Origin of the sequence: Pseudomonas sp. TMW22080 (assembly GCF_022496745.1) — a bacterium.
Lineage (GTDB): Bacteria > Pseudomonadota > Gammaproteobacteria > Pseudomonadales > Pseudomonadaceae > Aquipseudomonas > Aquipseudomonas bubulae.
Genome location: NZ_SCFF01000001.1, coordinates 113,592 through 133,344, shown reverse-complemented (window position 1 = coordinate 133,344; position 19,753 = coordinate 113,592). Strand labels below are relative to the sequence as shown.

The 19,753-nt window shown below is 61.5% G+C and carries 17 protein-coding genes; 7 read left to right on the top strand and 10 right to left on the bottom strand.

What is annotated here, in order from left to right; all coding sequences use genetic code 11:
• Positions 1 to 25 precede the first annotated feature (25 nt).
• Positions 26 to 433: a nickel-responsive transcriptional regulator NikR gene (nikR, locus tag EQV96_RS00610; protein ID WP_095000090.1), complete on the bottom strand. Its 408-nt coding sequence runs from the start codon at positions 431 to 433 to the stop codon at positions 26 to 28.
• Positions 434 to 523: 90 nt separating this feature from the next.
• Between nikR and nikA the strand changes: the two genes are divergently transcribed.
• From nikA to EQV96_RS00585, 5 genes are read left to right on the top strand one after another with little or no spacing between them, the layout of a single operon-like run.
• On the top strand, positions 524 to 2,098 hold the full coding sequence (gene nikA, locus EQV96_RS00605) for a nickel ABC transporter substrate-binding protein (RefSeq protein ID WP_095000089.1): 1,575 nt from the start codon (positions 524 to 526) through the stop codon (positions 2,096 to 2,098).
• Between the two features lie 3 nt (positions 2,099 to 2,101).
• Complete coding sequence (gene nikB / locus EQV96_RS00600) at positions 2,102 to 3,043, top strand: nickel ABC transporter permease subunit NikB (protein WP_095000088.1); 942 nt, start codon at positions 2,102 to 2,104, stop codon at positions 3,041 to 3,043.
• A complete protein-coding gene (gene nikC, locus EQV96_RS00595; protein ID WP_240881031.1) occupies positions 3,040 to 3,885 on the top strand; it encodes a nickel ABC transporter permease subunit NikC in 846 nt (281 codons plus the stop codon). The genes nikB and nikC overlap by 4 nt, the downstream gene beginning before the upstream one ends.
• Positions 3,882 to 4,655, top strand: coding sequence for an ATP-binding cassette domain-containing protein (locus tag EQV96_RS00590; RefSeq protein ID WP_095024618.1), 774 nt, complete (start codon positions 3,882 to 3,884; stop codon positions 4,653 to 4,655). Before nikC ends, EQV96_RS00590 begins: the two co-directional genes overlap by 4 nt.
• The gene (locus EQV96_RS00585; RefSeq protein ID WP_095000085.1) at positions 4,652 to 5,437 is read left to right on the top strand and encodes an ATP-binding cassette domain-containing protein; all 786 of its coding nucleotides are present in this window, start codon (positions 4,652 to 4,654) and stop codon (positions 5,435 to 5,437) included. Before EQV96_RS00590 ends, EQV96_RS00585 begins: the two co-directional genes overlap by 4 nt.
• A 162-nt stretch (positions 5,438 to 5,599) precedes the next feature.
• On the opposite strand, the gene EQV96_RS00580 is transcribed toward EQV96_RS00585, so the two are convergent.
• Complete coding sequence (locus tag EQV96_RS00580) at positions 5,600 to 6,694, bottom strand: polyamine ABC transporter substrate-binding protein (RefSeq protein WP_240881029.1); 1,095 nt, start codon at positions 6,692 to 6,694, stop codon at positions 5,600 to 5,602.
• Positions 6,691 to 7,515, bottom strand: a complete 825-nt coding sequence (locus EQV96_RS00575) for a carbon-nitrogen hydrolase family protein (RefSeq protein ID WP_095018489.1) — start codon at positions 7,513 to 7,515, stop codon at positions 6,691 to 6,693. The genes EQV96_RS00580 and EQV96_RS00575 overlap by 4 nt, the downstream gene beginning before the upstream one ends.
• 93 nt (positions 7,516 to 7,608) lie before the next feature.
• Here EQV96_RS00575 and EQV96_RS00570 point away from each other — a divergent pair, with 93 nt between their 5' ends.
• Both EQV96_RS00570 and EQV96_RS00565 read left to right on the top strand, forming a co-directional pair.
• Positions 7,609 to 8,391, top strand: a complete 783-nt coding sequence (locus EQV96_RS00570) for a helix-turn-helix transcriptional regulator (protein WP_095000082.1) — start codon at positions 7,609 to 7,611, stop codon at positions 8,389 to 8,391.
• Between the two features lie 103 nt (positions 8,392 to 8,494).
• On the top strand, positions 8,495 to 10,234 hold the full coding sequence (locus tag EQV96_RS00565) for a dipeptidase (RefSeq protein WP_240881027.1): 1,740 nt from the start codon (positions 8,495 to 8,497) through the stop codon (positions 10,232 to 10,234).
• Positions 10,235 to 10,311: 77 nt separating this feature from the next.
• Here EQV96_RS00565 and EQV96_RS00560 read toward each other — a convergent pair whose 3' ends face one another.
• From EQV96_RS00560 to EQV96_RS00530, 7 genes are all read right to left on the bottom strand, one after another.
• A complete protein-coding gene (locus EQV96_RS00560; RefSeq protein ID WP_240881025.1) occupies positions 10,312 to 11,412 on the bottom strand; it encodes a P1 family peptidase in 1,101 nt (366 codons plus the stop codon).
• A gap of 88 nt (positions 11,413 to 11,500) precedes the next feature.
• Complete coding sequence (locus EQV96_RS00555; RefSeq protein ID WP_095000079.1) at positions 11,501 to 12,601, bottom strand: polyamine ABC transporter substrate-binding protein; 1,101 nt, start codon at positions 12,599 to 12,601, stop codon at positions 11,501 to 11,503.
• Positions 12,602 to 12,870: 269 nt separating this feature from the next.
• Positions 12,871 to 14,457, bottom strand: a complete 1,587-nt coding sequence (locus tag EQV96_RS00550) for a FadD3 family acyl-CoA ligase (RefSeq protein WP_095019854.1) — start codon at positions 14,455 to 14,457, stop codon at positions 12,871 to 12,873.
• A gap of 19 nt (positions 14,458 to 14,476) precedes the next feature.
• A complete protein-coding gene (locus tag EQV96_RS00545; protein WP_095018485.1) occupies positions 14,477 to 15,508 on the bottom strand; it encodes a ferredoxin--NADP reductase in 1,032 nt (343 codons plus the stop codon).
• 1 nt (position 15,509) lies between these two features.
• A complete protein-coding gene (locus EQV96_RS00540; RefSeq protein ID WP_095032527.1) occupies positions 15,510 to 16,271 on the bottom strand; it encodes an SDR family oxidoreductase in 762 nt (253 codons plus the stop codon).
• The gene (locus EQV96_RS00535; RefSeq protein WP_240881024.1) at positions 16,268 to 17,989 is read right to left on the bottom strand and encodes an FAD-binding protein; all 1,722 of its coding nucleotides are present in this window, start codon (positions 17,987 to 17,989) and stop codon (positions 16,268 to 16,270) included. The genes EQV96_RS00540 and EQV96_RS00535 overlap by 4 nt, the downstream gene beginning before the upstream one ends.
• Positions 17,986 to 19,731 (bottom strand): FAD-binding protein, encoded by a 1,746-nt coding sequence (locus EQV96_RS00530; RefSeq protein WP_095019852.1) that lies wholly within the window; start codon positions 19,729 to 19,731, stop codon positions 17,986 to 17,988. Before EQV96_RS00530 ends, EQV96_RS00535 begins: the two co-directional genes overlap by 4 nt.
• Between the last annotated feature and the right edge of the window lie 22 nt (positions 19,732 to 19,753).

Sequence of the window (19,753 nt, the reverse complement as noted above, 5' to 3'; positions counted from 1 at the left end):
TGGACACTCAAGCACTGACCCAGCGCTACTCGAGATCTCCCAATGGAATAATCTGCGCGCTGCCATGGCGCACTCCGCGCTCGGCCATCACCTGGCGCGTCAGTTGCGCCACCTCGCCGACCGTGCCCTTGAGCACCGAGACTTCCATGCACTTGCCCTGGTCCAGATGCACATGCAGCGTCGACAGGGTCAGGTCATGGTGCTCGTGAAAGGCCGTGTTCAGACGCTTGGACAGCTCCCGGGTGGCGTGGTCATAGACGTAACTCAAGGTTGCCACGCAGGCACTTTGCGGGTCGCCCTGCTCCGGTTCCAGCAGGCCGGCGCGCAACAGATCGCGGATGGCCTCGGAGCGCCCCTGGTAGCCGTGGGTGCCAACGCGCTCATCAATTTCGGCCAATAAAGCATCGTCCAGCGAAATAGTGACCCTCTGCATCTAATCGGCCTCGCAGTTATGAACTTTTGACATAGACTTCATACCCAGCATCTGATCAGGCCACTGGCCATCAACTGAGGGAGAAGCAGTGTGAAGCAGTCATGGACTAAAAAACAGCTGACCTTATGGATGATTGGAGCCTGCCTGAGCGCAGGCTTGTCGACTGCATGGGCGGGCGATGCGGCCCCCACACTGACCTACTCGTGGCCAACCAATGCCGGGCCGCTGGACCCTCGCGGCTATTCGCCGAACCAGATGTATGCCCAGGCCATGGTCTATGAACCGCTGGTGCGCTACACCGCCCAAGGCACTCTGGAACCCTGGCTGGCCACGTCATGGACAGTGTCAGCAGATGGCAAGACCTACACCTTCACCCTGCGCGACGGTGTGACCTTCAGTGACGGCAGTTCGTTCAACGCAGCCGCAGCCAAGGCCAACCTCGACGCGGTGCTCGCCAACAGCAAGCGCCATCAGTGGATGGAGCTGGTCTCCACCCTGGAGCGTGTCGAAGCACCGGACGAGCACACCCTGGTGCTGGTGCTTAAACACCCCTACTACCCGACCCTGATGGAACTGGCGCAGGTTCGCCCGTTGCGCTTTGCCGCCCCCGAGGCAAAGCCCGGCGTGCCGGTGGGCACCGGCCCCTGGGTACTGACGCAAACCCGCCGTGGCGAGTTCGACCGCTTCGAGCGCAACCCGCACTACTGGGGGCCCAAACCGGGCTATGGTTCGGTACTGGTGAAAGTCATCTCCGACCCGGACAGCCGCGCCATTGCCCTGCAAACCGGTGAAATCGATCTGATTCAGGGTGCCGACGGCGAAATCTCCCCCGGCACCTTTGTGCGCCTGCGCGATTCGGGTTTCAAAACGGCCATATCCGCACCGCTGGCCACCCGTACCGTGGCAATGAATACCGGCCTGGCTCCGACCAATGAACTGGCCGTGCGCCAGGCGATCAATCAGGCCGTGGACAAGGACACTATCATTGCCAAGGTGCTGCATGGCCAGGAGCCGCGGGCCGATGCGCTGTTCGCCAGCAACATGCCGTATGCCGACCTGGGCCTCAAGGCACTGCCCTACGACCCCGAACAGGCCAAAAAAAACCTGGAAGCGGCAGGCTGGAAAGTCCCTGAAGGCAAACGCATTCGTGAAAAAAACGGCCAGCCGCTAAGTATCGAACTGGTGTTTCTGGGCCCCAGTGCCCTGCAAAAAAACCTCGCCGAAATCATTCAGGGCGAACTGGCCAAGGTCGGCATCGACGTCAAGTTGCGCGCCGAAGAAGACGGTGCCCTGGTGCAGCGCCAGCGCGAGGGCAAGTTCGGCATGATCTTCGCCGATACCTGGGGCGCTCCCTATGACCCGCACTCGTTTGTCAGCTCCATGCGCTACGCCGGACACGCCGACTACATGGCCCAGCTCGGCCTGCCGATGAAGGCGGCCATCGACCGGAAAATCGCCGAAGTACTGGGCGAAACCGACGAGGGCAAGCGCGCTGACGATTACCGCGAGATCCTCACCACACTGCACGATCAGGCCGTGTACCTGCCGATCTCACACCTGACGGCCATCAGTGTCAGCGGAAAAAACGTCGACAATGTTCAATTCGGCAGCACGCTGTTTGATGTGCCGTTCGAAGTGATGCACCCCACCACAGGGAAGCCATAAACCATGCTGCGCTATATTATCCTGCGGCTTGTGCTGCTGATCCCGGTGCTGCTGGGGGTGTCACTGATCGTCTTTGTCCTGCTGCACCTGGGCAATGGCGACCCGGCCCTGGACTACCTGCGCCTGTCGCAGATCCCTCCAACCGACGCCGCGCTGGCCGAGGCACGCCACGCACTGGGCCTGGACCGGCCACTGCCCGAGCAGTACCTCACCTGGCTGTGGAACGCCGTGCACCTGGACTTCGGCACCTCCTATATCACCGGGCGCCCGGTGCTCGATGACATCCTCTATTACCTGCCCGCCACCCTTCAGCTGGGTGGTCTGGCGCTGCTTGCCACGCTGGTAATGAGCATTCCGCTGGGTCTGGCGGCGGCCCGCTGGAAAGGTCGCTGGCCCGACCAGGTGGTGCGTTTCATCACCTTTATCGGTGTTTCCATGCCCAATTTCTGGTTGGCTTTTTTGCTGATTGCATTGTTCTCGCTGTGGCTGGGCTGGCTGCCGCCGATGGGCCGTGGTGGTCCGCAGCATCTGCTGATGCCGGTTCTGGCGATTGCCCTGATGTCGATGTCGATCAACGCCCGCCTGCTGCGCGCCAGCCTGCTGGATGTGCGTGAGCATCGACACGTGTTTTATGCCCGGGCCCGTGGCCTGAACGAAAAGCGTGTATGGCGCGACCATATCCTGCGCAATGCCTGGATGCCGCTGGTAACCGCTACCGGCATGCACATTGGCGAGTTGCTCGGGGGTGCCCTGGTGATCGAAACCATCTTCGCCTGGCCCGGCGTTGGCCGCTTCGCGGTCAGCGCCGTGCTCAACCGCGACTTCCCGGTGATGCAATGCTTCACCCTGCTGCTGACCACACTGCTGGTGCTGTGCAATCTGGTGGTGGACATCTGCTACGCCTGGCTAGACCCGCGCACACGTTTCTCGGGGGTGATGGCATGAGCGCAATAGCGGCGGTCTATACCGGCAAAAAATACGGCGCGCGCATCGGCTACGGGCTGGTCGCCCTGCTGTTGCTGATGGCGCTGTTCGGCCTCTGGCTGGCGCCTTACGACGCCACCCTGGTGAATCTGGACGAGCGTCTGCTGCCCGCCAGTACCAGCCATTGGCTGGGCACCGACCACCTGGGGCGCGACGTGCTCTCGCGCCTGATCGTTGGTACGCAACTGTCCCTGGGCAGCGTGGTGCTGGTGCTGGGTCTGGTACTGGTGCTGGGCGTGGTGATTGGCGGTATCGCCGGGATAGTCGGCGGCAAGCTCGACATGTTCCTGATGCGCCTGTGCGACATGTTCCTGACCTTCCCCACCCTGGTGCTGGCGTTTTTCCTGATCGCCTTGCTGGGTACCGGCCTGACCAATGTGATCATCGCCATTGCGCTGTCCCACTGGGCCTGGTATGCGCGGATGGTTCGCGGCATGGTGCTGGCCCAGCGTAACCGGGATTATGTGCTGGCTTCACGACTGGCCGGTGCCTCGCGCCTGACCCGGCTGCGCCAGCATGTGATGCCCAACGTCGTGGGGCAACTGCTGGTGCTGGCGTCGATGGACATTGGCCACATGATGCTGCACGTCTCGGGCTTGTCCTTTCTGGGTCTGGGCGTCAGCCCGCCAACCCCCGAGTGGGGCGTGATGATCAACGATGCCAAGGAGTTTATCTGGACCCAGCCGCAGTTGCTGCTGTGGCCGGGCCTGATGATCTTTATCTCGGTGATGGCCTTCAACCTGCTGGGCGACGCCTTGCGCGACCGCCTTGACCCCAGCGTACTGGCGGAGATCAAGGAATGAAACACACATTGGTGATTCGCGACCTGACCCTCAAACACCGGCAACGCACCCTGGTCGACCGGGCCGAACTGACCCTCAGGGCCGGCCAGGTGCATGCGCTGGTCGGTGCCAGCGGTTCAGGAAAATCGCTAACCAGCCTGGGCATCCTCGACTTGTTGCCTCCTGGCGTACACAGCAGCGGCGCCACCCTGTTGCTGGATGGCCAGGTGGTGGATGCTGCGCAATTACGTGGGCGCGAAGTGGCATTGGTGCTGCAGAACCCGCGCAGCGCCTTCAACCCGGTACGCTCACTGCGCCAGCATGCCCTTGAAACCCTCCAGACCCGCGACCTGCAAGGTGCCGAGGCCGAGCAGCTGATTCAGAGCACCTTGCAGGAAGTGGGCCTGCACGATGCTCAACGGGTGCTCGACTCATTTGCCTTTCAACTGAGCGGCGGCATGCTGCAACGGATGATGATCGCCCTGGCCCTGCTCGCCGACAGCCGTTTTTTGCTGGCTGACGAACCTACCAGCGATCTGGATGTTGTGGCGCAGGCACGTTTTCTCGACCTGCTGGAACGGCTGGTAGCGCAGCGCAACCTTGGCGTGCTGCTGATCACCCATGACATGGGCGTGGTGGCGCGCTGCGCCGATCAGGTCAGCGTCATGGCCCACGGCCGTATTGTCGAACAGGCCGATGTTCACCGGCTGTTCAATTCACCGCAAAGCCAGGAAGCACGCACGCTGCTGGCAGCACACCACTCATTGACAATGGAGAGCTGCGCGCCATGAGTTTTATTCAGGTACGCGACCTTGAGCACGGTTACAGCGCTGGCGGGCTGTTCAGCAAACGGCATCGGGTACAGGTGCTGAGCGGCTTGAATCTGGACCTGCACGAAGGTCAAAGCCTTGGCCTGCTGGGAGGTAGCGGCAGCGGTAAAAGCACCTTGGCACGCCTGCTGATGGGGCTGGAAAGCGCCGACCAGGGCAGCATTGTGTTCAAGGGTCAGCCTCCATTTTTACAGCGTGTGCAGATGGTCTTTCAGGATGCCCTCAGCGCTTTCAATCCCCAGCGCAGCATTGGCTGGAGCATTGCCGAGCCTTTGCGCCATCTTTCAGACATGGACGCCTCGGCGTGCAGGGCCCGGGTTGAGCAATTGCTCCAGCAAGTCCAGCTTGAGGCCCGTGACATCGACAAGCTCCCGGCACAACTGAGCGGCGGGCAACTGCAGCGCGCCGGTATTGCCCGGGCCATGGCGATCGGCCCGCAGCTGATTATCCTCGACGAAGCCCTGTCCAACCTTGACCGGGTGCTGCAAGTGCAGATTCTGGATTTGCTCGCACAGGTACGGCGCGAGTCGGGCACCGGTTTTTTGCTGATCACCCATGACCTGAGCCTGGTGCAGCGTTTTTGCCAACGGGTGGTAGTACTGGCAGACGGCAAGCTGGTGGAAGACCTGCCGGTCACGGCGCAGATGCGCTTTACTCACCCGGCTGCGCGAACCTTGCAGGAGGCGGTGTTGCCGGCGATGCCCAGGGCCAGGAGCGTTCGTGAGCCGCAGTTGCAGGCCTGAAACGGCTAACACCCACAAACCGTAGCAGTTGCCTCGTTCCTTCGACAGCGGCTACAGGAAACTGCAACTGTGGGAGCGAGCCTGCTCGCGAAGGTCGTTCGCGAGCAGGCTCGCTCCCACAATAGGGCTTGACCTGTAACAGAGTATCGACAAAGTTTTGCTTCACGTTCCGCTTTTAACCTTGCTCCACACCCGCGTGCGCACCCGTTCAAGCTTGAGCGGCAACGGCTCCAGCGGGAACAAAGTGGTCATGACTTTCTCGTCAGGGTAGATATCCGGGTTGTCGCGCAACGACGGGTCCATCAGTGGCCTGGCGTCCTGGTTCGCATTGGGATATTTGAGGTAGGTCGAAGTCCGGGCTATCACCTGCGGGCGCAGCATGTAGTCGATAAAGGCCAGCCCCTGCTGCGGGTTGGGCGCGTCGTTGAGCAACACCAGGCTCTCAACCCAGATCGGCGCCCCTTCACGGGGGATGCTGTAGCGGATGTTGCGCCCATTGCCGGCCACCTGCGAGGCGGTTTTGGCGTCTTGCACCCCGCCTGCCCAACCCAGCACCACGCAGACGTTGCCATTGGCCAGGTCGGTAATGAATTTCGACGAGTCAAAATAGCGGATATAAGGACGTAACGTCAGCAGCAACGCTTCGGCCTTGGCATAGTCCCGGGGGTCGCTGCTGTTGTGTGGCAAGCCGAGGTAGTGCAACGCAATTGGAATGATTTCACCGGGGGCATCGAGCATGGCTACACCGCACTGGCTCAATTTGCTCAGGTTCTCGGGCTTGAAGATCAGGTCCCAGGAATCCACCGGCGCATCCGGCCCAAGTATCGCCCTGACCTTGTCGACGTCATAACCCACCCCGGTAGTGCCCCACAAATACGGCACGGCATAACGATTGCCGGGGTCATTGCTCTGCATCTTGGCAAGGATGGCCGGGTCCAGGTGTGCGAGGTTGGGCAACTGCCCCCGATCGAGTTCCTTGAGCACCCCGGCCTTGATCAGGTTGGGTAGCAGGTCACCGGTGGCCACAACCACGTCATACCCGCTGCGACCGGCCATCAGCTTGCTTTGCATCACATCGCTGTTGTCGAACACGTCGTACATCGAGGCTGTGCCGGTTTCGGCCTGGAAGTTTTTCATCGTGTCCGGAGCGATAAAGTCGTACCAGTTGTAGATATTCACCTGAGGTTCGGCGGCGTGAACCAGGCTGCAACCCAATAGCGCAGCCAGGGCAATAACCGTCGTGTTTTTAGTCTTCATTGGCTGGCTCCGATCAACAGTTCGCGACGCCCATCCGGGTGTTCGAGCTGTTCACCCGACAGCAGCAAGCGACGATCCTTGAGGTAGTCGTAGTCTCGCCGGGCAGCCTTGAGCTGATCCAGATCCAGCGCTACAACATGGCGAATCTCATCGCGCCCGGCCTCGAGCAACACCCGCCCGAACGGATCGACCGCCATGCTGCCACCCGCGAACACCAGCCCGTCATCCCCGCTACCGACGCGATTGACCATCACCGCAAACGCCTGGTTCTCCTGGGCACGGGCCATGATCGAGGTACGATGCACCGGGCCGTAGGGGTCCATATTGCCGTTGGTGACAATGATCAGTTCAGCCCCCAGTTGCGCCAGTGCTCGGCCGGTTTCCGGCAGTTCAATGTCATAACAGATCAGCAGGCCAACCCGCACACCCTGCCAAAGCACGGTGGTAAAACGGTCGCCGGGGGTAAAGTCGCCGCGTTCACTTGGCCACAAATGGGTCTTGCGGTACTGCAAGGCGATCCCCTCGGGCGTGACCAGTACCGAGGTGTTATAGAAGGTGCCGTGATGATTTTCCGCCAGCCCCACCACCACACTGACTCCACGTTCGCGTACGGCCTGCAATACCGCACCCAGGGTCGGGCCGGTCAATGGCTCCGCCACCTGCGCCAGTTGCTGGCCGCCGACAAAGCCGGTCAGGTGGGTCTCCGGGAATACCAGCAGCGCAGTATCGTCAGCGCAGCTGGCGATGGCGCTCAATGTACGCGACAGGTTATAAGCGGTGTCGCCGTCACGGCCTGCCAGTTGCACCAGTTCAATGTTCATCTCGGATCCTTGCAGGGTGGGATGAGCCGAGTATGGTGCGCGGCACCGCGCCAATAAATGACTTCGATGGGGTAACACCCGGTGGGTAGTGAGATGAATCTGACCTTGCAGGATGTGGCCTGGCATGACGCGATGGGCCGCGTGATCGAAACCCTGGACCGGCCCAATTTCTGGACTGCGCTGGTACGTTTGCTGGGCCGCTATGTACCCGTGGACAACTGGGTGGTGCTGATCTACAGCGCTGGCAAGCCACAGGTTCTGGCCGAGTCCCCCGGTGCAGACGGTGGCATGGATTCGCTGTTCCAGGACTACCTCAAGGGGCTTTACCTGCTGGACCCGTTTTATATCGCCAACCGTGAAGCACCGCAAAGCGGCTTGTTCCGCCTGCAGGACGTGGCCCCCGAATGCTTTGAACAGACCGACTACTACCAGCGTTATTTCCGCCTGAATATCGTTACCGACGAGGTGCATATCAATGTGCAACTCGACAATCAACGCACCCTGAGCCTGTCACTGGGCAGCCAGTGCCGTTTCAGCCTGGAACAGAGTGCATTGCTGGGGTTGGTGCAGCCGTGGGTGGCCGCCTTGATGCGCCAGCGCCTGGTTTTTGAGCGCGACCCCAAGGAGGCACCGGAGCTCACGCCCAACTGGCAAAGCCGCCTTGAAGCGGCTGCCGAGCAGTTGACCTCGCCGTTGACCGCACGCGAAATGGAAGTCGCCCTGTTGCTGCTAAGTGGTTGTTCGAACAAGGAAATCGCCCGAAAACTGGCAATTTCTGCGGAGACCGTCAAGGTCCATCGCAAGCACATGTACGGCAAGTTGGGAATCAAGTCACAGTCCGAACTGTTCTCGCTGTTTTTGCAGGCTCAAGAATAAAAAGCGCTTAACGTGGCAGCGCCTCGCAGTGTAAGTTTGGAAATGTTTTGTTTCACTTACTTCATGTTTCCATCCAACGACCTGTACAGGAACGCCCTGCAAAATGGACTTTTCACTTAAACAACTGGCCGCTGCAACCATGATGATGGCCAGCCTCGCTGCGTTCAGCACTGCAGCCCACGCCACCATCACCCCGCAACAGAGTGCTGTCATCCTCAAGACGTTCAGCGACACCCATGTCACTGACTTCCGTCAGTTTCTGGGGGCGTTGGCCAAGAGTGAGCTGGCGCAAAAAGATAATCTCGGCCCGACCATCAGCGCCTTTCTCGACAACAAGGCACTGGCCCCCGAGCAACAGAACGAGATCTATCGCCTGCTGGGCCTGTATACCCGGCTCAAATACGGCAAGGCGGCTACCGACACCCTGCGTGAACTGGTGGCCATCCCCACCGTCAACCTGGACGACGTACCCCAGTACGAGAACCCGCAATTTCTCAAGATCGCCGACAAGATCAAGGATCTGGCCAAGGCCTTTAACCTGAACTTTCGCAATATCGACAACCGTGTCTATGAAGTCTCCCTCGAAGGCAGTGGCGATGAAGTGGTCGGTATTCATGCCCACGCCGACGTAGTGCCGGTAACCCCGGAAAACTGGGTACTCAAGGACGGCACCCAACTCGACCCGTTCAAGGTCACACTGATCGGTGACCGTATGTACGGGCGCGGTACGGAGGATGACAAAAACGGCATCGTGGTGGCGATGTACGCCATGAAAGTCATCAAGGAAGAACAACTGCCACTGGCCAGGAACTTCAAGTTGCTGATCGACACCACCGAAGAAACCAGCGGTGATGCCATTCCTTATTACTTCGAACACAACCCGGTGCCCAACTACAACCTGGCGCTGGATGGCGGCTACCCGGTGGTGATTGCCGAAAAAGGCTACGGCACCGTTATGGCCACCTTTGCCCGGCGCAAGGGCGAAGGCCAGGGCGCCGAAATCGCCTCGCTGACCGGCGGCATGGCGACCAACCAGATCCCGTCGACGTCGGTAGCAACCCTGGTGACCGACAAACCCGCCGAGCTGGCGGCCAGCCTGAACAAGGCCGGTGCAGAATATGCCAAACGCAATGGCGGTGATTTCGAGGTCAATGCCAAGGTGGTTGGCAAGGATGTCGTGCTGACCGTAACCGGGGTTTCTGCCCACTCCTCAGAGCCCGAGTCGGGGGTCAACCCGGTGGCACGGATGCTCGACTTTATCAGTAGCGTCGACGGCCCTATCGCCCTCAAGCACAACCACATTACCGACGCAGCGCACTATGCTGCCGACAACTGGGGCCTGGACTACAAGGGCGGCAAGCTGGGGGTCGGTTTTGCCGATGACTTTATGGGGCCGCTGACCACCTCACTGACCTTTGTGGGGCTGGACGACAAAGCGCTCAAGCTGGCGGTCAACCTGCGCGTGCCCAAGGGCAAGTCGCCGGAGGCGCTGAAAGCGCAGATTGCCGAGAAGCTGACAGCCTGGAGCAAGAGTCAGCAGGTACCGGTGAGTTTCGAGTACTCGATTGCCGAGCCGATGTACCGTAACCCCGAGGGTGAGTGGGTCAAGGCGCTGTTGGCGGTAGCCAGCGAAAACCTGGGCATGGAGCACACGTACGGTACTTCGGCGGGTGCAACCTCGGTGCATGAACTGCCTAATGGCGTGCAATTCGGCCTGGCCATGCCGGATGTGAAATACACCGGGCATACCGATAACGAATTCAAGACCGTGGAGCAGTTCATGCTGGACCTGCAGATCGTCACCGAGATGATGGCCCGGGTGGGGCAGTTGCCGAAACTGTAAGGGCAAATCCCCGTAGCAGCTGCCGAGGAACGCAGCCTCGTTCCTACGGCAGCTGCTACGCAAGGTTGAGGCAGCCCTCAGGAGGCTTTCCAGCCCACCTGCTGCAACGCTGCCAGCAACCGTTCGGGCTTGAGCGCCAGCACGGTATTGCCACATCCGCTCAGGTCATCCGCACCGAGCATGGCATTGAGTATCGCCTCCTCTACCGCATCCGCAGCCGCCACAAACAGCGCCGAGATGTAATCGTTGTTGACCATCTGCAATGCCGTGGTCGGCTCACCCGGGTGGCCGAAGTTGGCCACCGGCAAATTGCTGTTGCCCACCGCAAAGGCAATAAAAATATCACCGCTGGAGTCTTCAGTGCCGCCGCCCACTCGCGCCAGCCCGACACTGGCACGCTGCGCCAGACGGGTACACTGGTGCGGCAACAACGGCGCATCGGTGGCGATGGTTATCACGATCGAACCCATGCCCGGCACGCCCACATTTTTCTCGCTCTTAAACGGGGACGGTACGTCATCCAGCACGGTCCCCACCGGGTAACCCCCCACCCGCAAGGCTTCGCGCACACCATAGTTGGCTTGCACCAGCGCACCGACGGTCCAGCCCCCCTGCTCCGGGCTCAACACTCGCGAGGATGTGCCAATGCCACCCTTGAACTCGTGACAGATCATCCCTGTGCCACCGCCCACATTGCCCTCCTGCACAGGGCCTGTCCTGGCATCCTGCAGGGCAAGTTGCACATGCTCGGCCGTGACATGCTGACCCCAGATATCGTTCAGCGTGCCGTCGTAGGTTTCCAGCACCACCGGCATGCACCAGTAGGTGTGCTGCTTGCCCAGCTCACGTTCGGCTGCCACCAGCGCATCGCGCACCACGCCAACACTGTGGGTATTGGTATAGGCAATCGGCGAGGTCAGCAAACCGGCTTCGCGAATCCACTCCAGCCCCGTGGCGTCGCCGTTGCCATTGAGCACATGCACGCCGGCGAAGCAGGGTTGCAGGTGGGTGGCTCCCGCACGCGGCTCAATCACGGTGACACCGGAATGGATGGAAACATCGCCGTTTTCAACGTTGAGGGTGTGATGACCCACTCGCACACCCGGTACGTCGGTGATGGCGTTGTACGCCCCCGGGGTGCCCGAACCGATGGTGATGCCAAGCTCACGGATACGCATGGTGCTTTCTCGTCGTTCGATTAAGTGCAGCCAGTGTAAGAACCTGGCCGGCACTTGACGATAACCCCCATGCACTACCTCCGAGGGGTTACTTGTCCGACTTGATACTGGTCCACACCCGGGTGCGCACGCGCTCCATTTTTTGCGGCAACGGTTGCACCACATACAGCGACTTGAGCGCCTCGCTGGTCGGGGTCAGGTTGGGGTTACCGGTGATGTCCTTGTTGATCAGTGCCAGCGAGTCCTTGTTGGCATTGGGGTAACCCAGAAAATCACTGATCCCGGCAATGACCTTGGGCTCCAGCAGGTGGTTGAGAAATTCGTGGGCCTCTTCGACATTTTTTGCACTTTTAGGGATGGCGAAGGTGTCAAACCAGATCGGTGCGCCCTCCTTGGGCAAGCGCCAGTCCACCACCACGCCGTTGCCCGACTCTTTGGCGCGGTTGCCAAACTGGTAGAAGCTGCCGGAATAACCAATGGCCACGCAGATGTCACCATTGGCGATATCCGTCATGTACTTGGCCGAGTTGAAGTAGGTCACGTAGGGGCGGACCTTGAGCATCAGCGCCTTGGCTTTTTCATAATCGGCGGGGTTCTGGCTGTTGGGGTCCAGCCCTAGATAGTGCAGGGCCAAGGGCAGGATTTCCGAAGGTGAATCGAGCATCGCCACGCCGCAGGATTTGAGTTTGGCCATGTTTTCGGGTTTGAACACCAGGTCCCAGCTGTCCACCGGCGCATCCTCACCCAGCGCAGCCTTGACCTTGGCCGGGTTGAAACCGATCAGCACCGTACCGTACATGTAGGGCACAGCGTACTGATTGCCAGGGTCATTGGTGTCCAGCAGCTTGAGCAGCGCCGGGTCCTGGTGCTGCCAGTTGGGCAGCTTGCTCTTGTCCAGCTTCTGGAACACCCCGGCCTTGATCTGGGTATCGAGGAACTGGTTGGACGGCACCACCAGGTCATAGCCCGAATTGCCGGTGAGGAGTTTGGCTTCCAGGGCTTCGTTGGTGTCGAAGGAGTCCCAGGTGACCTTGATGCCGGTCTGTCTGGCGAAGTCCTTGGGCACGGACGGCAGGATATAGTCCGCCCAGTTATACACCCGCAGCTCGCGCTGTTCGGCCTGTACGGCACTGGCCAGCAGCGTCAGCCCACAAACAGTGGCGCTCATCAAGCGTTTCAGAGTGTCCATGGCTCAGTTCCCCGGATTCGGCGTGAGATCGATCGTTGTTATGTTCTGTACACGGCAGCGGCCTGCAAAAGGCCAAGGGCAAGGACGAAGTGGTTTGTTGTTATTGAGTGACGGGGTTGATTCTTGCCGAGAGCCCGGCGCGATCACAGAGGGAGGCAGGCCAAAAGGGGACAGTTATGGCCATTGTCGATGTCCGGTTCTATGTCCGGAAAAGCCCCCCTCACCCCGGCCCTGGAGGCCAGAGTGAGGGCGAGCGCACAGGTGGCCCGTTACATGAATCCCGCCCGCAACTCATTCTTCGCCACCTTGTTCGACGCATTCACCGGCAGCGCGTCATGGAAGCGCACCACACGCGGTACCTTGTAATTGGCCATATGTTCACGCGCCCACTGGATCAATCCTGCCTCATCCAGTTGCACACCATGACGCAACACCACGCACGCACACCCTACCTCGCCCATACGCGCGTCGGGTATACCGATTACCGCCACCTGGGCAATGCCCGGATGCTCCATCAGACCGGCTTCTATCTCAGCCGGGTAACAGTTGAAACCACCGACGATAAACATGTCTTTAAGCCGGTCGGTGATGCGCAGATTGCCCGCGGCATCCTGCTGGCCTATATCCCCGGTGTGCAACCAGCCTTCACTGTCGATGGTTTCAGCGGTGGCCTGCGGGTCTTCAAAGTAGCCCTGCATCACATGAAAACCGCGCAGGCAGATCTCCCCCGTGCTGCCCGCCGGTAAAGCCCGGTTTTGCGGGTCACGAATGCTCACCTCGGTGCCCGGAATCGCCCGGCCACTGGTGCTGGCGATGATCGTCGCCGAGTCAGCAGGGTCGCAAATAGTGGCCAAGCCGCCGCATTCGGTCAGGCCATAGGCCGTGGTCACCACCGCAAAGCCCAGTTCGCTGCGCATGCGCTCGATCAGGATCGGCGGCACCGTCGCCGCGCCGGTCACGGCAATGCGCAGGCTCGACAGGTCGGTTTCCGCCAGCTTGGGATGGGCCAGCATCGACAGGTACAGGGTCGGCGGCCCCGGCAACACGGTGATGCGCTCTGCGGCAATGCGCTGGAACACCGCTTCGGCGTCGAACACCGGGTGCGGCAGGATGGTCGCCCCCGCCAGCAAGCAGGTCAGCCACCCCGCCTTGTAGCCAAAGGCATGAAAAAACGGGTTGATCACCAGATAACGGTCACCGGCCTGTAAACCGATCACCGACACGTATTCGCTAAAGGCCCGAATCGTTTGACCATGGGCGCTCATCACGCCCTTGGGCTTGCCGGTGGTACCGGAGGTAAACAGCAGGTCGCTGAGGTCATCGCTATTCACGCTGGCTGCACGCAACAGCGCGGCAGACTCGCTGGTGGCCGCGCCAATGGCCACAAAACCGTCCCAGTCCAGGCCGGCGGAACTGGCCGCCGTGGTTTCGCCCAGCAACACCAGGCACTTGAGGCTGGCCGGTCGATAGGGCGCGAGCAAAGCCAGGTAATCGGTGCCCAGAAAACTCGGCTGCACAAACAGCAGACGGCTGCCGCTGCGCAGCAAGATATCGGCCGCTTCAGGGCCTTTCATCCGGGTGTTGATCGGCACCATGACCGCCCCCGCGCAATGAATGCCCAGCGCGGCAATGATCCAGTCCCGGCCGTTGGGTGCCCAGATCGCTACCCGATCGCCCTTGCCAATGCCCTGAGCCATCAGGCTGCGGGTTACGCCCAGGGCCAGGCGCGGCAGTTCGCTGTAGTCGATGCATTGGCCATGTTCTTCAATGGCCGTGCGCCCGGCATGCTGCACCGAGGCGTTGAACAGCAGTTGCGGGATCGAGCGCGGCAGGCTCTGTTGCAGGCTGGAAGTCATCGGTCACTCGTCTGGCAGGTTATTCGGGAAAGCACACGCGCAGCTGTTCGCTGCTGGGCACCGATTGGCACGCCAGCACCCAGCCGTCATTGAGTTCTTGTGGGTCCAGGGCATCATTGCGCAGCATTTCGACACTGCCGCGCTCAACCGTACACATGCAGGTTGCGCAGGAACCCACCAGGCAGGAGCTGGGCGGTTTCAGGCCGGCGCGATGCATGGCATTGAGCAGGGTTTCGCCTTCTGCACAGGGCACTTCGTACTCCTCCCCGTCCAGGCGCACCGACAGCTGGCTGCCGATCACATCGGTGTTGACCGGTGCCGGAGCGGCCACACTGCCCTCTTCCGGCAGCGAGACAAAACGCTCGACGTGGATGTGCCCGTGCTCCATGCCGATGTCGTGCAAGGCGCTGACGGCCGCATCCATAAACGGGCCGGGGCCACAGATATAAGCCTGGGCATGCACAAAAGGCTGTGCCATCTGCGCCAGTTGTGCCACCGCCGGTATGCCCTGGACCGAGTCCAGCCAGTGGATCACTTGCAATCGTTGCGGGTGGGCGCTGGCCAGGGCTTTAAGCTCGGCGGCAAAGATCACCGACGCTTCATCGCGATTGGCGTAAATCAGCAGGATCCGGCCTGTGCCGGCAATCAGCGCCGATCGCAGGATCGACAGCACCGGTGTGACCCCGCTACCACCGCCAAACAGCACAAAGTCATTGTCAAAATGCCGCGGTACAAATACCCCGGCCGGCGCCAGCACTTCCAGCTGGTCGCCCTCACGCAACTGCTCACACAGCCAGTTGGAGGCACGACCGTCACGTACTTGCTTGATGGTGACGCGCAGGGGCTCGTCCTCCAGCGGGGTGCTGGAGAGCGAATAACAGCGCGGCAACCAGCCGCCTTCAAAGGGCACGCGCAGGGTCAGAAACTGCCCTGACTTATAGGTGAACTGCTCACGCAAGGCCGCAGGGACATCGAACACCAGGGAACGGGAGTCCGCGGTTTCAGTCACAATTTGCGCTACGCGCAGGGAGAAATACGCCGGTTGGCTCATATCAGATACTCATCACAAACTGGCCGCTGTCGATCCGCAGCTCGATACCACTGATAGCGCGGGACTCGTCACTGGCCAAAAACAGCACGCTGGCGGCGACATCTTCGGGCAGGCACATGCGTCCCATGGGGTCGGCATCGATGGTCAGGCTCCACGGGTCGAGCCCGGCGGGCAAGCCCGCGGTGGTCATCGGTGTGAGGATGCCGTCAGGGTGCAGGGAATTGCAGCGAATGCGGTATTTGCGCCGACGGCACAACACCGCCACGGTACGCGACAGGGCGGCGACGGCGCCTTTGGAGGCGCTGTAGGCAACGTAATCATCGCGTCCGGCCACCGCCGCAATCGAAGACATGTTGATAATGGAGCCGCCCTCGCTTTCCTTCATCAGGCTTATGGCGGCGCGACAACCCAGGAAGACACTGTCGGAGTTGATGCGCTGCACCCGTTGCCAATCACTATAGGCGGTATTTTCAATATCGCCCTTGAGCAGGATCCCGGCGTTGTTGAACAGGATATCCAGCCGCCCGTGGTGCTCGCGAACGGTGTCGATCACCCGCGCCCAATCTGCTTCGCTGCCCGCGTCATGCTCAATAAACAATGCTTGCGCACCGATCTCTTCAGCCAGGGCCAGGCCACCCGCCACATCGATATCGCTGATCACCACACGGGCACCTTCACGGGCGAGCAGCAGCGCCGTTGCCCTGCCCACGCCACTGGCCCCACCGGTAATCAACGCCACCTTGCCTGCAACACGTGCGCTCATAAGGTCACCCTTGCACTGTCTGTGGGAGCGAGCCTGCTCGCGATTGTTGTGCCAGGCTCGTTCCTGCCTGAGGCGGCAAGGCCGGCACGGCGCCCCGAAAACACGCAGTCGGCCAGGGACAAGCCACTGATATACAGGTGCGACGCCACACCGATGGCGGTGCGCCCGGCGCTGAACAGGCCGGCAATCGGCTGGCCATCGGTATCGAGTACAGCGCCGTTGCTTTCATCAACTTTAAGCCCGCCCAGGGTCAGCGCCCCCAGCGGAAAGATCGGGTTACCGACGCTGATATCGCAAGCGTAAAACGGCCCCTTATCCAACACCTGGCGGCTGCCTTCAGACTTGCCGAAAGCATCCGGCCCATCGCCCCGGGCACCGGCGTTGTAAGCGCGCAGGGCACCACTCAGCTCCCCCGCCTGCATGCCGCAAACGCTGGCCAACCGGTCCGGGTTGTCACCCTTGCGCACCTTGAGCAGCATCAAGGCCAGTGCCGGCAGGCTCTGGAACCACCAATAGCCACCGAACAGCGCCTGACGGATTGCCTGTTTGCGCAAACGCGCATCCAGCACCAGCCACGCCTGCCCGCCCTGCTCATCGCACAGCGGCTGGCCAAGGGTGGCGCCGTAGACTTCTTCGTTGCAAAAACGCTGGCCATTGCTGTTGACCACAATGCCCTTGGGCCAGCAGTGCGGCGGGTTGATAAAGCGCCAGGCCGACACCCGGCTCAACCGCTCGCTTCGGGCCCCCACCGACTGCCCCAGCAGCAGACCGCTGCCATCGCAACCGGTAGCGCCCACCTTGAAATTGCGCCTGAAGTTGGGCGCATGATCGCGAATCAGCCCGCGGTTGAAGATAAAGCCCCCGGTGCTGAGGATAACCGCGCGGCGCGCCCGGATCAGCAACGGCTGGCCATGGTCACGCTCCAGCTGGCTAACTTTGAGGCGCAGGCGGTCGCAGTAACCGGGGGCGAAGTTTTGCAGGCGCTCGGCCCGTGCCGCCAGGCGTGCATGCAAGCGCGCTTCGCGGCTGCCCTCGGGCAGGCTGCAGAACTCGGCACCCACCACCCGCCCGCTGGCATCCACCACCAGCCGACGTGCCGCCGATTGCAACAGCGGCTGCACCCCGGCCCGCAGACACGCGGCTTTGAGGTGTCCATACAGCACCGCGCCACACTGGCCCTTGCCCACCGTACGATGGCCGCGGGGGGCCGGGGGCCGGGTGCCGGCATGGGAAGGCACCAGCTCATTGCCCGAGTAATACAAAAAATGGCCATCGGACGGGTAAGAGGTCTTCCCTCCCGGCGGTACGCTATGGGCATAACGCGCGCCGTGGCTTTCAAGCCAGTCAAGATTGCTGACACTGTCATCGCAGAATTTTTGCAGGGTTGCGTCGCTGACCACGCCCTGGGTTTCGTGCTTGAGGTAGTCAAACATCGCTTGGGTGCTGTCGGTGTAACCCGCGGCCTGTTGATGCCGGGTGCCGCCACCGGCGTAAACCACACCACCACTTTTGGCACTGGCGCCGCCGCCGGTAAAGCGGTCGGCCACGATCACCCTGGCGCCATTGCTGCTGGCCTCCAGTGCGGCGCAGGCACCCGCCGCCCCCCAACCGATGACCAGCACGTCACAGGTGTCATGCCAGTCCCCTGCACTCAGGCGCTCGGCCTGCAAGGGCGCGAGAATTTTGCTGTTGCTGGACGTATGCTGCGCTCGGCTCATGACAGTGCCCGCACCTTGCTGCTGGCCGTAGCCGGCACGCTGCTGGCGATATGATTGGCGGCGATATAACCAAAGGTCATGGCCGGGCCCAGGGTGCCACCGGCGCCCGGGTAGCTGGTGCCCATCACCGATGCCGAGCAATTGCCGATCGCATACAGGCCGGGGATCGGCTGGCCGTCCTCACGCACCACCTGGGCATGCTGGTTGGTCAGTAACCCGCCCTTGGTACCGATATCACCGGCATCCAGGCGCATGGCGTAGTACGGCCCCTTGCGCAACGGCGCCAGGCACGGGTTGGGTTTGATATTACTGTCGCCGTAGTAGCGATCGAAGACGTTGCCGCCGCGATCGAAGTCCAGGTCGACACCCGTTTGGGCGTAGCCGTTGACCTTCTGCACGGTGCTGTCCAGCCCCTGCGCATCCACGCCGATCTGCATGGCCAGGGCTTCAAGGCTGTCGGCCTTCCAGTACACGGTGTTGAGCCACTCCTTGCGCAGCCGGCTGTCGGGCATCACCTGGGCCGGCATCAACGGGCCCATGGCGTAGTGGAAGCGAAAGTGCCCGTCGAAGATCACCCACGAAGGCACTGATCGGCCATCAGTCTTGCGATTGTCCTGATACATGGCGTCGACGAACTCCAGGTACGGCGCCGCTTCGTTGACGAAGCGCTGACCCAGGCTGTTGACCACAATAGCCCCCGGGAACGCCCGTTCGGCAAACACCCCGCGGGGTTTTTCTTCGCCGGGTACGGCAATGGTCGGCGCCCACCAGGCCCAGTCCATCAGCGCGGTGGCCGCGCCAATGTGCATGCCGGCCTCAAGCGCTGCCCCGGTATTGTTGCCCGGTGGCGTGGCGCTCCAGCTGGCACGGGTCGGCTGCGGCAGGAACTTCTCACGCAGCGTCTGGTTCTGTTCGAAACCGCCGGAGCCGAAAATCACGGCGCGACGGGCCTTGAGTTCAAGCACCTTGCCGCCGGTGGCGACCTTGATGCCGCACACCCGGTCACCGTCGAGCACCACATCCTGAAAGTCGGTGTTGAGCCACAGCGGCACGTTGCGGTCCATCAGTGAACGACGCAACGACGCCACCAGCGAACTGCCCAACGCAGCGCGGCGGTCGTACTTGCTTTTGCGCCGCCATTTGAAGTCGAGCTTGTAGCGCGCCATCAACTTGAAGATCAGCCATTGCCAGCCAAAGCTGCGCGCCATGGCCTTGTGCGCATCGCGGGCCGTCCAGGCAATGCGCCCCATCAACAGGGTGGAGGGTGAAGGCTTGCGCAGGTTGGGCAGCTCTTCGGCCAGCAGGCTGGTGTCGAACAGCTCCGGGTCCAGGGTGCGACCACCCGGCAAGGCGCCGGGCAGTTGCGGGTAGTAATCGGGGTATTTGTCGGCCACCGCATAACGCACGTGGCTGTTGGCAGTGAGCCTTTTGATCATCGGCGCGGCGTGATCCAGATACGCCTTCAGGCGCACCGGGTCGCCATGCTCGCCGGTGGCCGCCTTGAGGTACTGCATCGACAGCTCGGGGCTGTCCTGCCCGCCGAGCGCGGCAAAGTAGTGGTTGTTGGGGATCCAGATACCGCCACCGGAAATCGCCGAAGTGCCACCGTATTTATCGCTTTTTTCGACAATCAGGACCGACAGGCCCTGATCAGCCGCAAACAGGGCTGAGGTCATGGCGCCGGCGCCGGAGCCGACAACAATTACGTCATAGCTGGACTGAGACTGATCGTGAGCCGTCATTATTGTTATGCCTTGCGCTGAG

What these genes read in the sequence shown, in the direction of transcription:
- nikR (WP_095000090.1), bottom strand. Translation starts at nt 433, where the DNA reads ATGCAGAGGGTCACTATTTCGCTGGACGATGCTTTATTGGCCGAAATT.
- nikB (WP_095000088.1), top strand. Translation starts at nt 2,102, where the DNA reads ATGCTGCGCTATATTATCCTGCGGCTTGTGCTGCTGATCCCGGTGCTG.
- nikC (WP_240881031.1), top strand. Translation starts at nt 3,040, where the DNA reads ATGAGCGCAATAGCGGCGGTCTATACCGGCAAAAAATACGGCGCGCGC.
- EQV96_RS00590 (WP_095024618.1), top strand. Translation starts at nt 3,882, where the DNA reads ATGAAACACACATTGGTGATTCGCGACCTGACCCTCAAACACCGGCAA.
- EQV96_RS00585 (WP_095000085.1), top strand. Translation starts at nt 4,652, where the DNA reads ATGAGTTTTATTCAGGTACGCGACCTTGAGCACGGTTACAGCGCTGGC.
- EQV96_RS00580 (WP_240881029.1), bottom strand. Translation starts at nt 6,694, where the DNA reads ATGAAGACTAAAAACACGACGGTTATTGCCCTGGCTGCGCTATTGGGT.
- EQV96_RS00575 (WP_095018489.1), bottom strand. Translation starts at nt 7,515, where the DNA reads ATGAACATTGAACTGGTGCAACTGGCAGGCCGTGACGGCGACACCGCT.
- EQV96_RS00570 (WP_095000082.1), top strand. Translation starts at nt 7,609, where the DNA reads ATGAATCTGACCTTGCAGGATGTGGCCTGGCATGACGCGATGGGCCGC.
- EQV96_RS00565 (WP_240881027.1), top strand. Translation starts at nt 8,495, where the DNA reads ATGGACTTTTCACTTAAACAACTGGCCGCTGCAACCATGATGATGGCC.
- EQV96_RS00560 (WP_240881025.1), bottom strand. Translation starts at nt 11,412, where the DNA reads ATGCGTATCCGTGAGCTTGGCATCACCATCGGTTCGGGCACCCCGGGG.
- EQV96_RS00555 (WP_095000079.1), bottom strand. Translation starts at nt 12,601, where the DNA reads ATGGACACTCTGAAACGCTTGATGAGCGCCACTGTTTGTGGGCTGACG.
- EQV96_RS00550 (WP_095019854.1), bottom strand. Translation starts at nt 14,457, where the DNA reads ATGACTTCCAGCCTGCAACAGAGCCTGCCGCGCTCGATCCCGCAACTG.
- EQV96_RS00545 (WP_095018485.1), bottom strand. Translation starts at nt 15,508, where the DNA reads ATGAGCCAACCGGCGTATTTCTCCCTGCGCGTAGCGCAAATTGTGACT.
- EQV96_RS00540 (WP_095032527.1), bottom strand. Translation starts at nt 16,271, where the DNA reads ATGAGCGCACGTGTTGCAGGCAAGGTGGCGTTGATTACCGGTGGGGCC.
- EQV96_RS00535 (WP_240881024.1), bottom strand. Translation starts at nt 17,989, where the DNA reads ATGAGCCGAGCGCAGCATACGTCCAGCAACAGCAAAATTCTCGCGCCC.
- EQV96_RS00530 (WP_095019852.1), bottom strand. Translation starts at nt 19,731, where the DNA reads ATGACGGCTCACGATCAGTCTCAGTCCAGCTATGACGTAATTGTTGTC.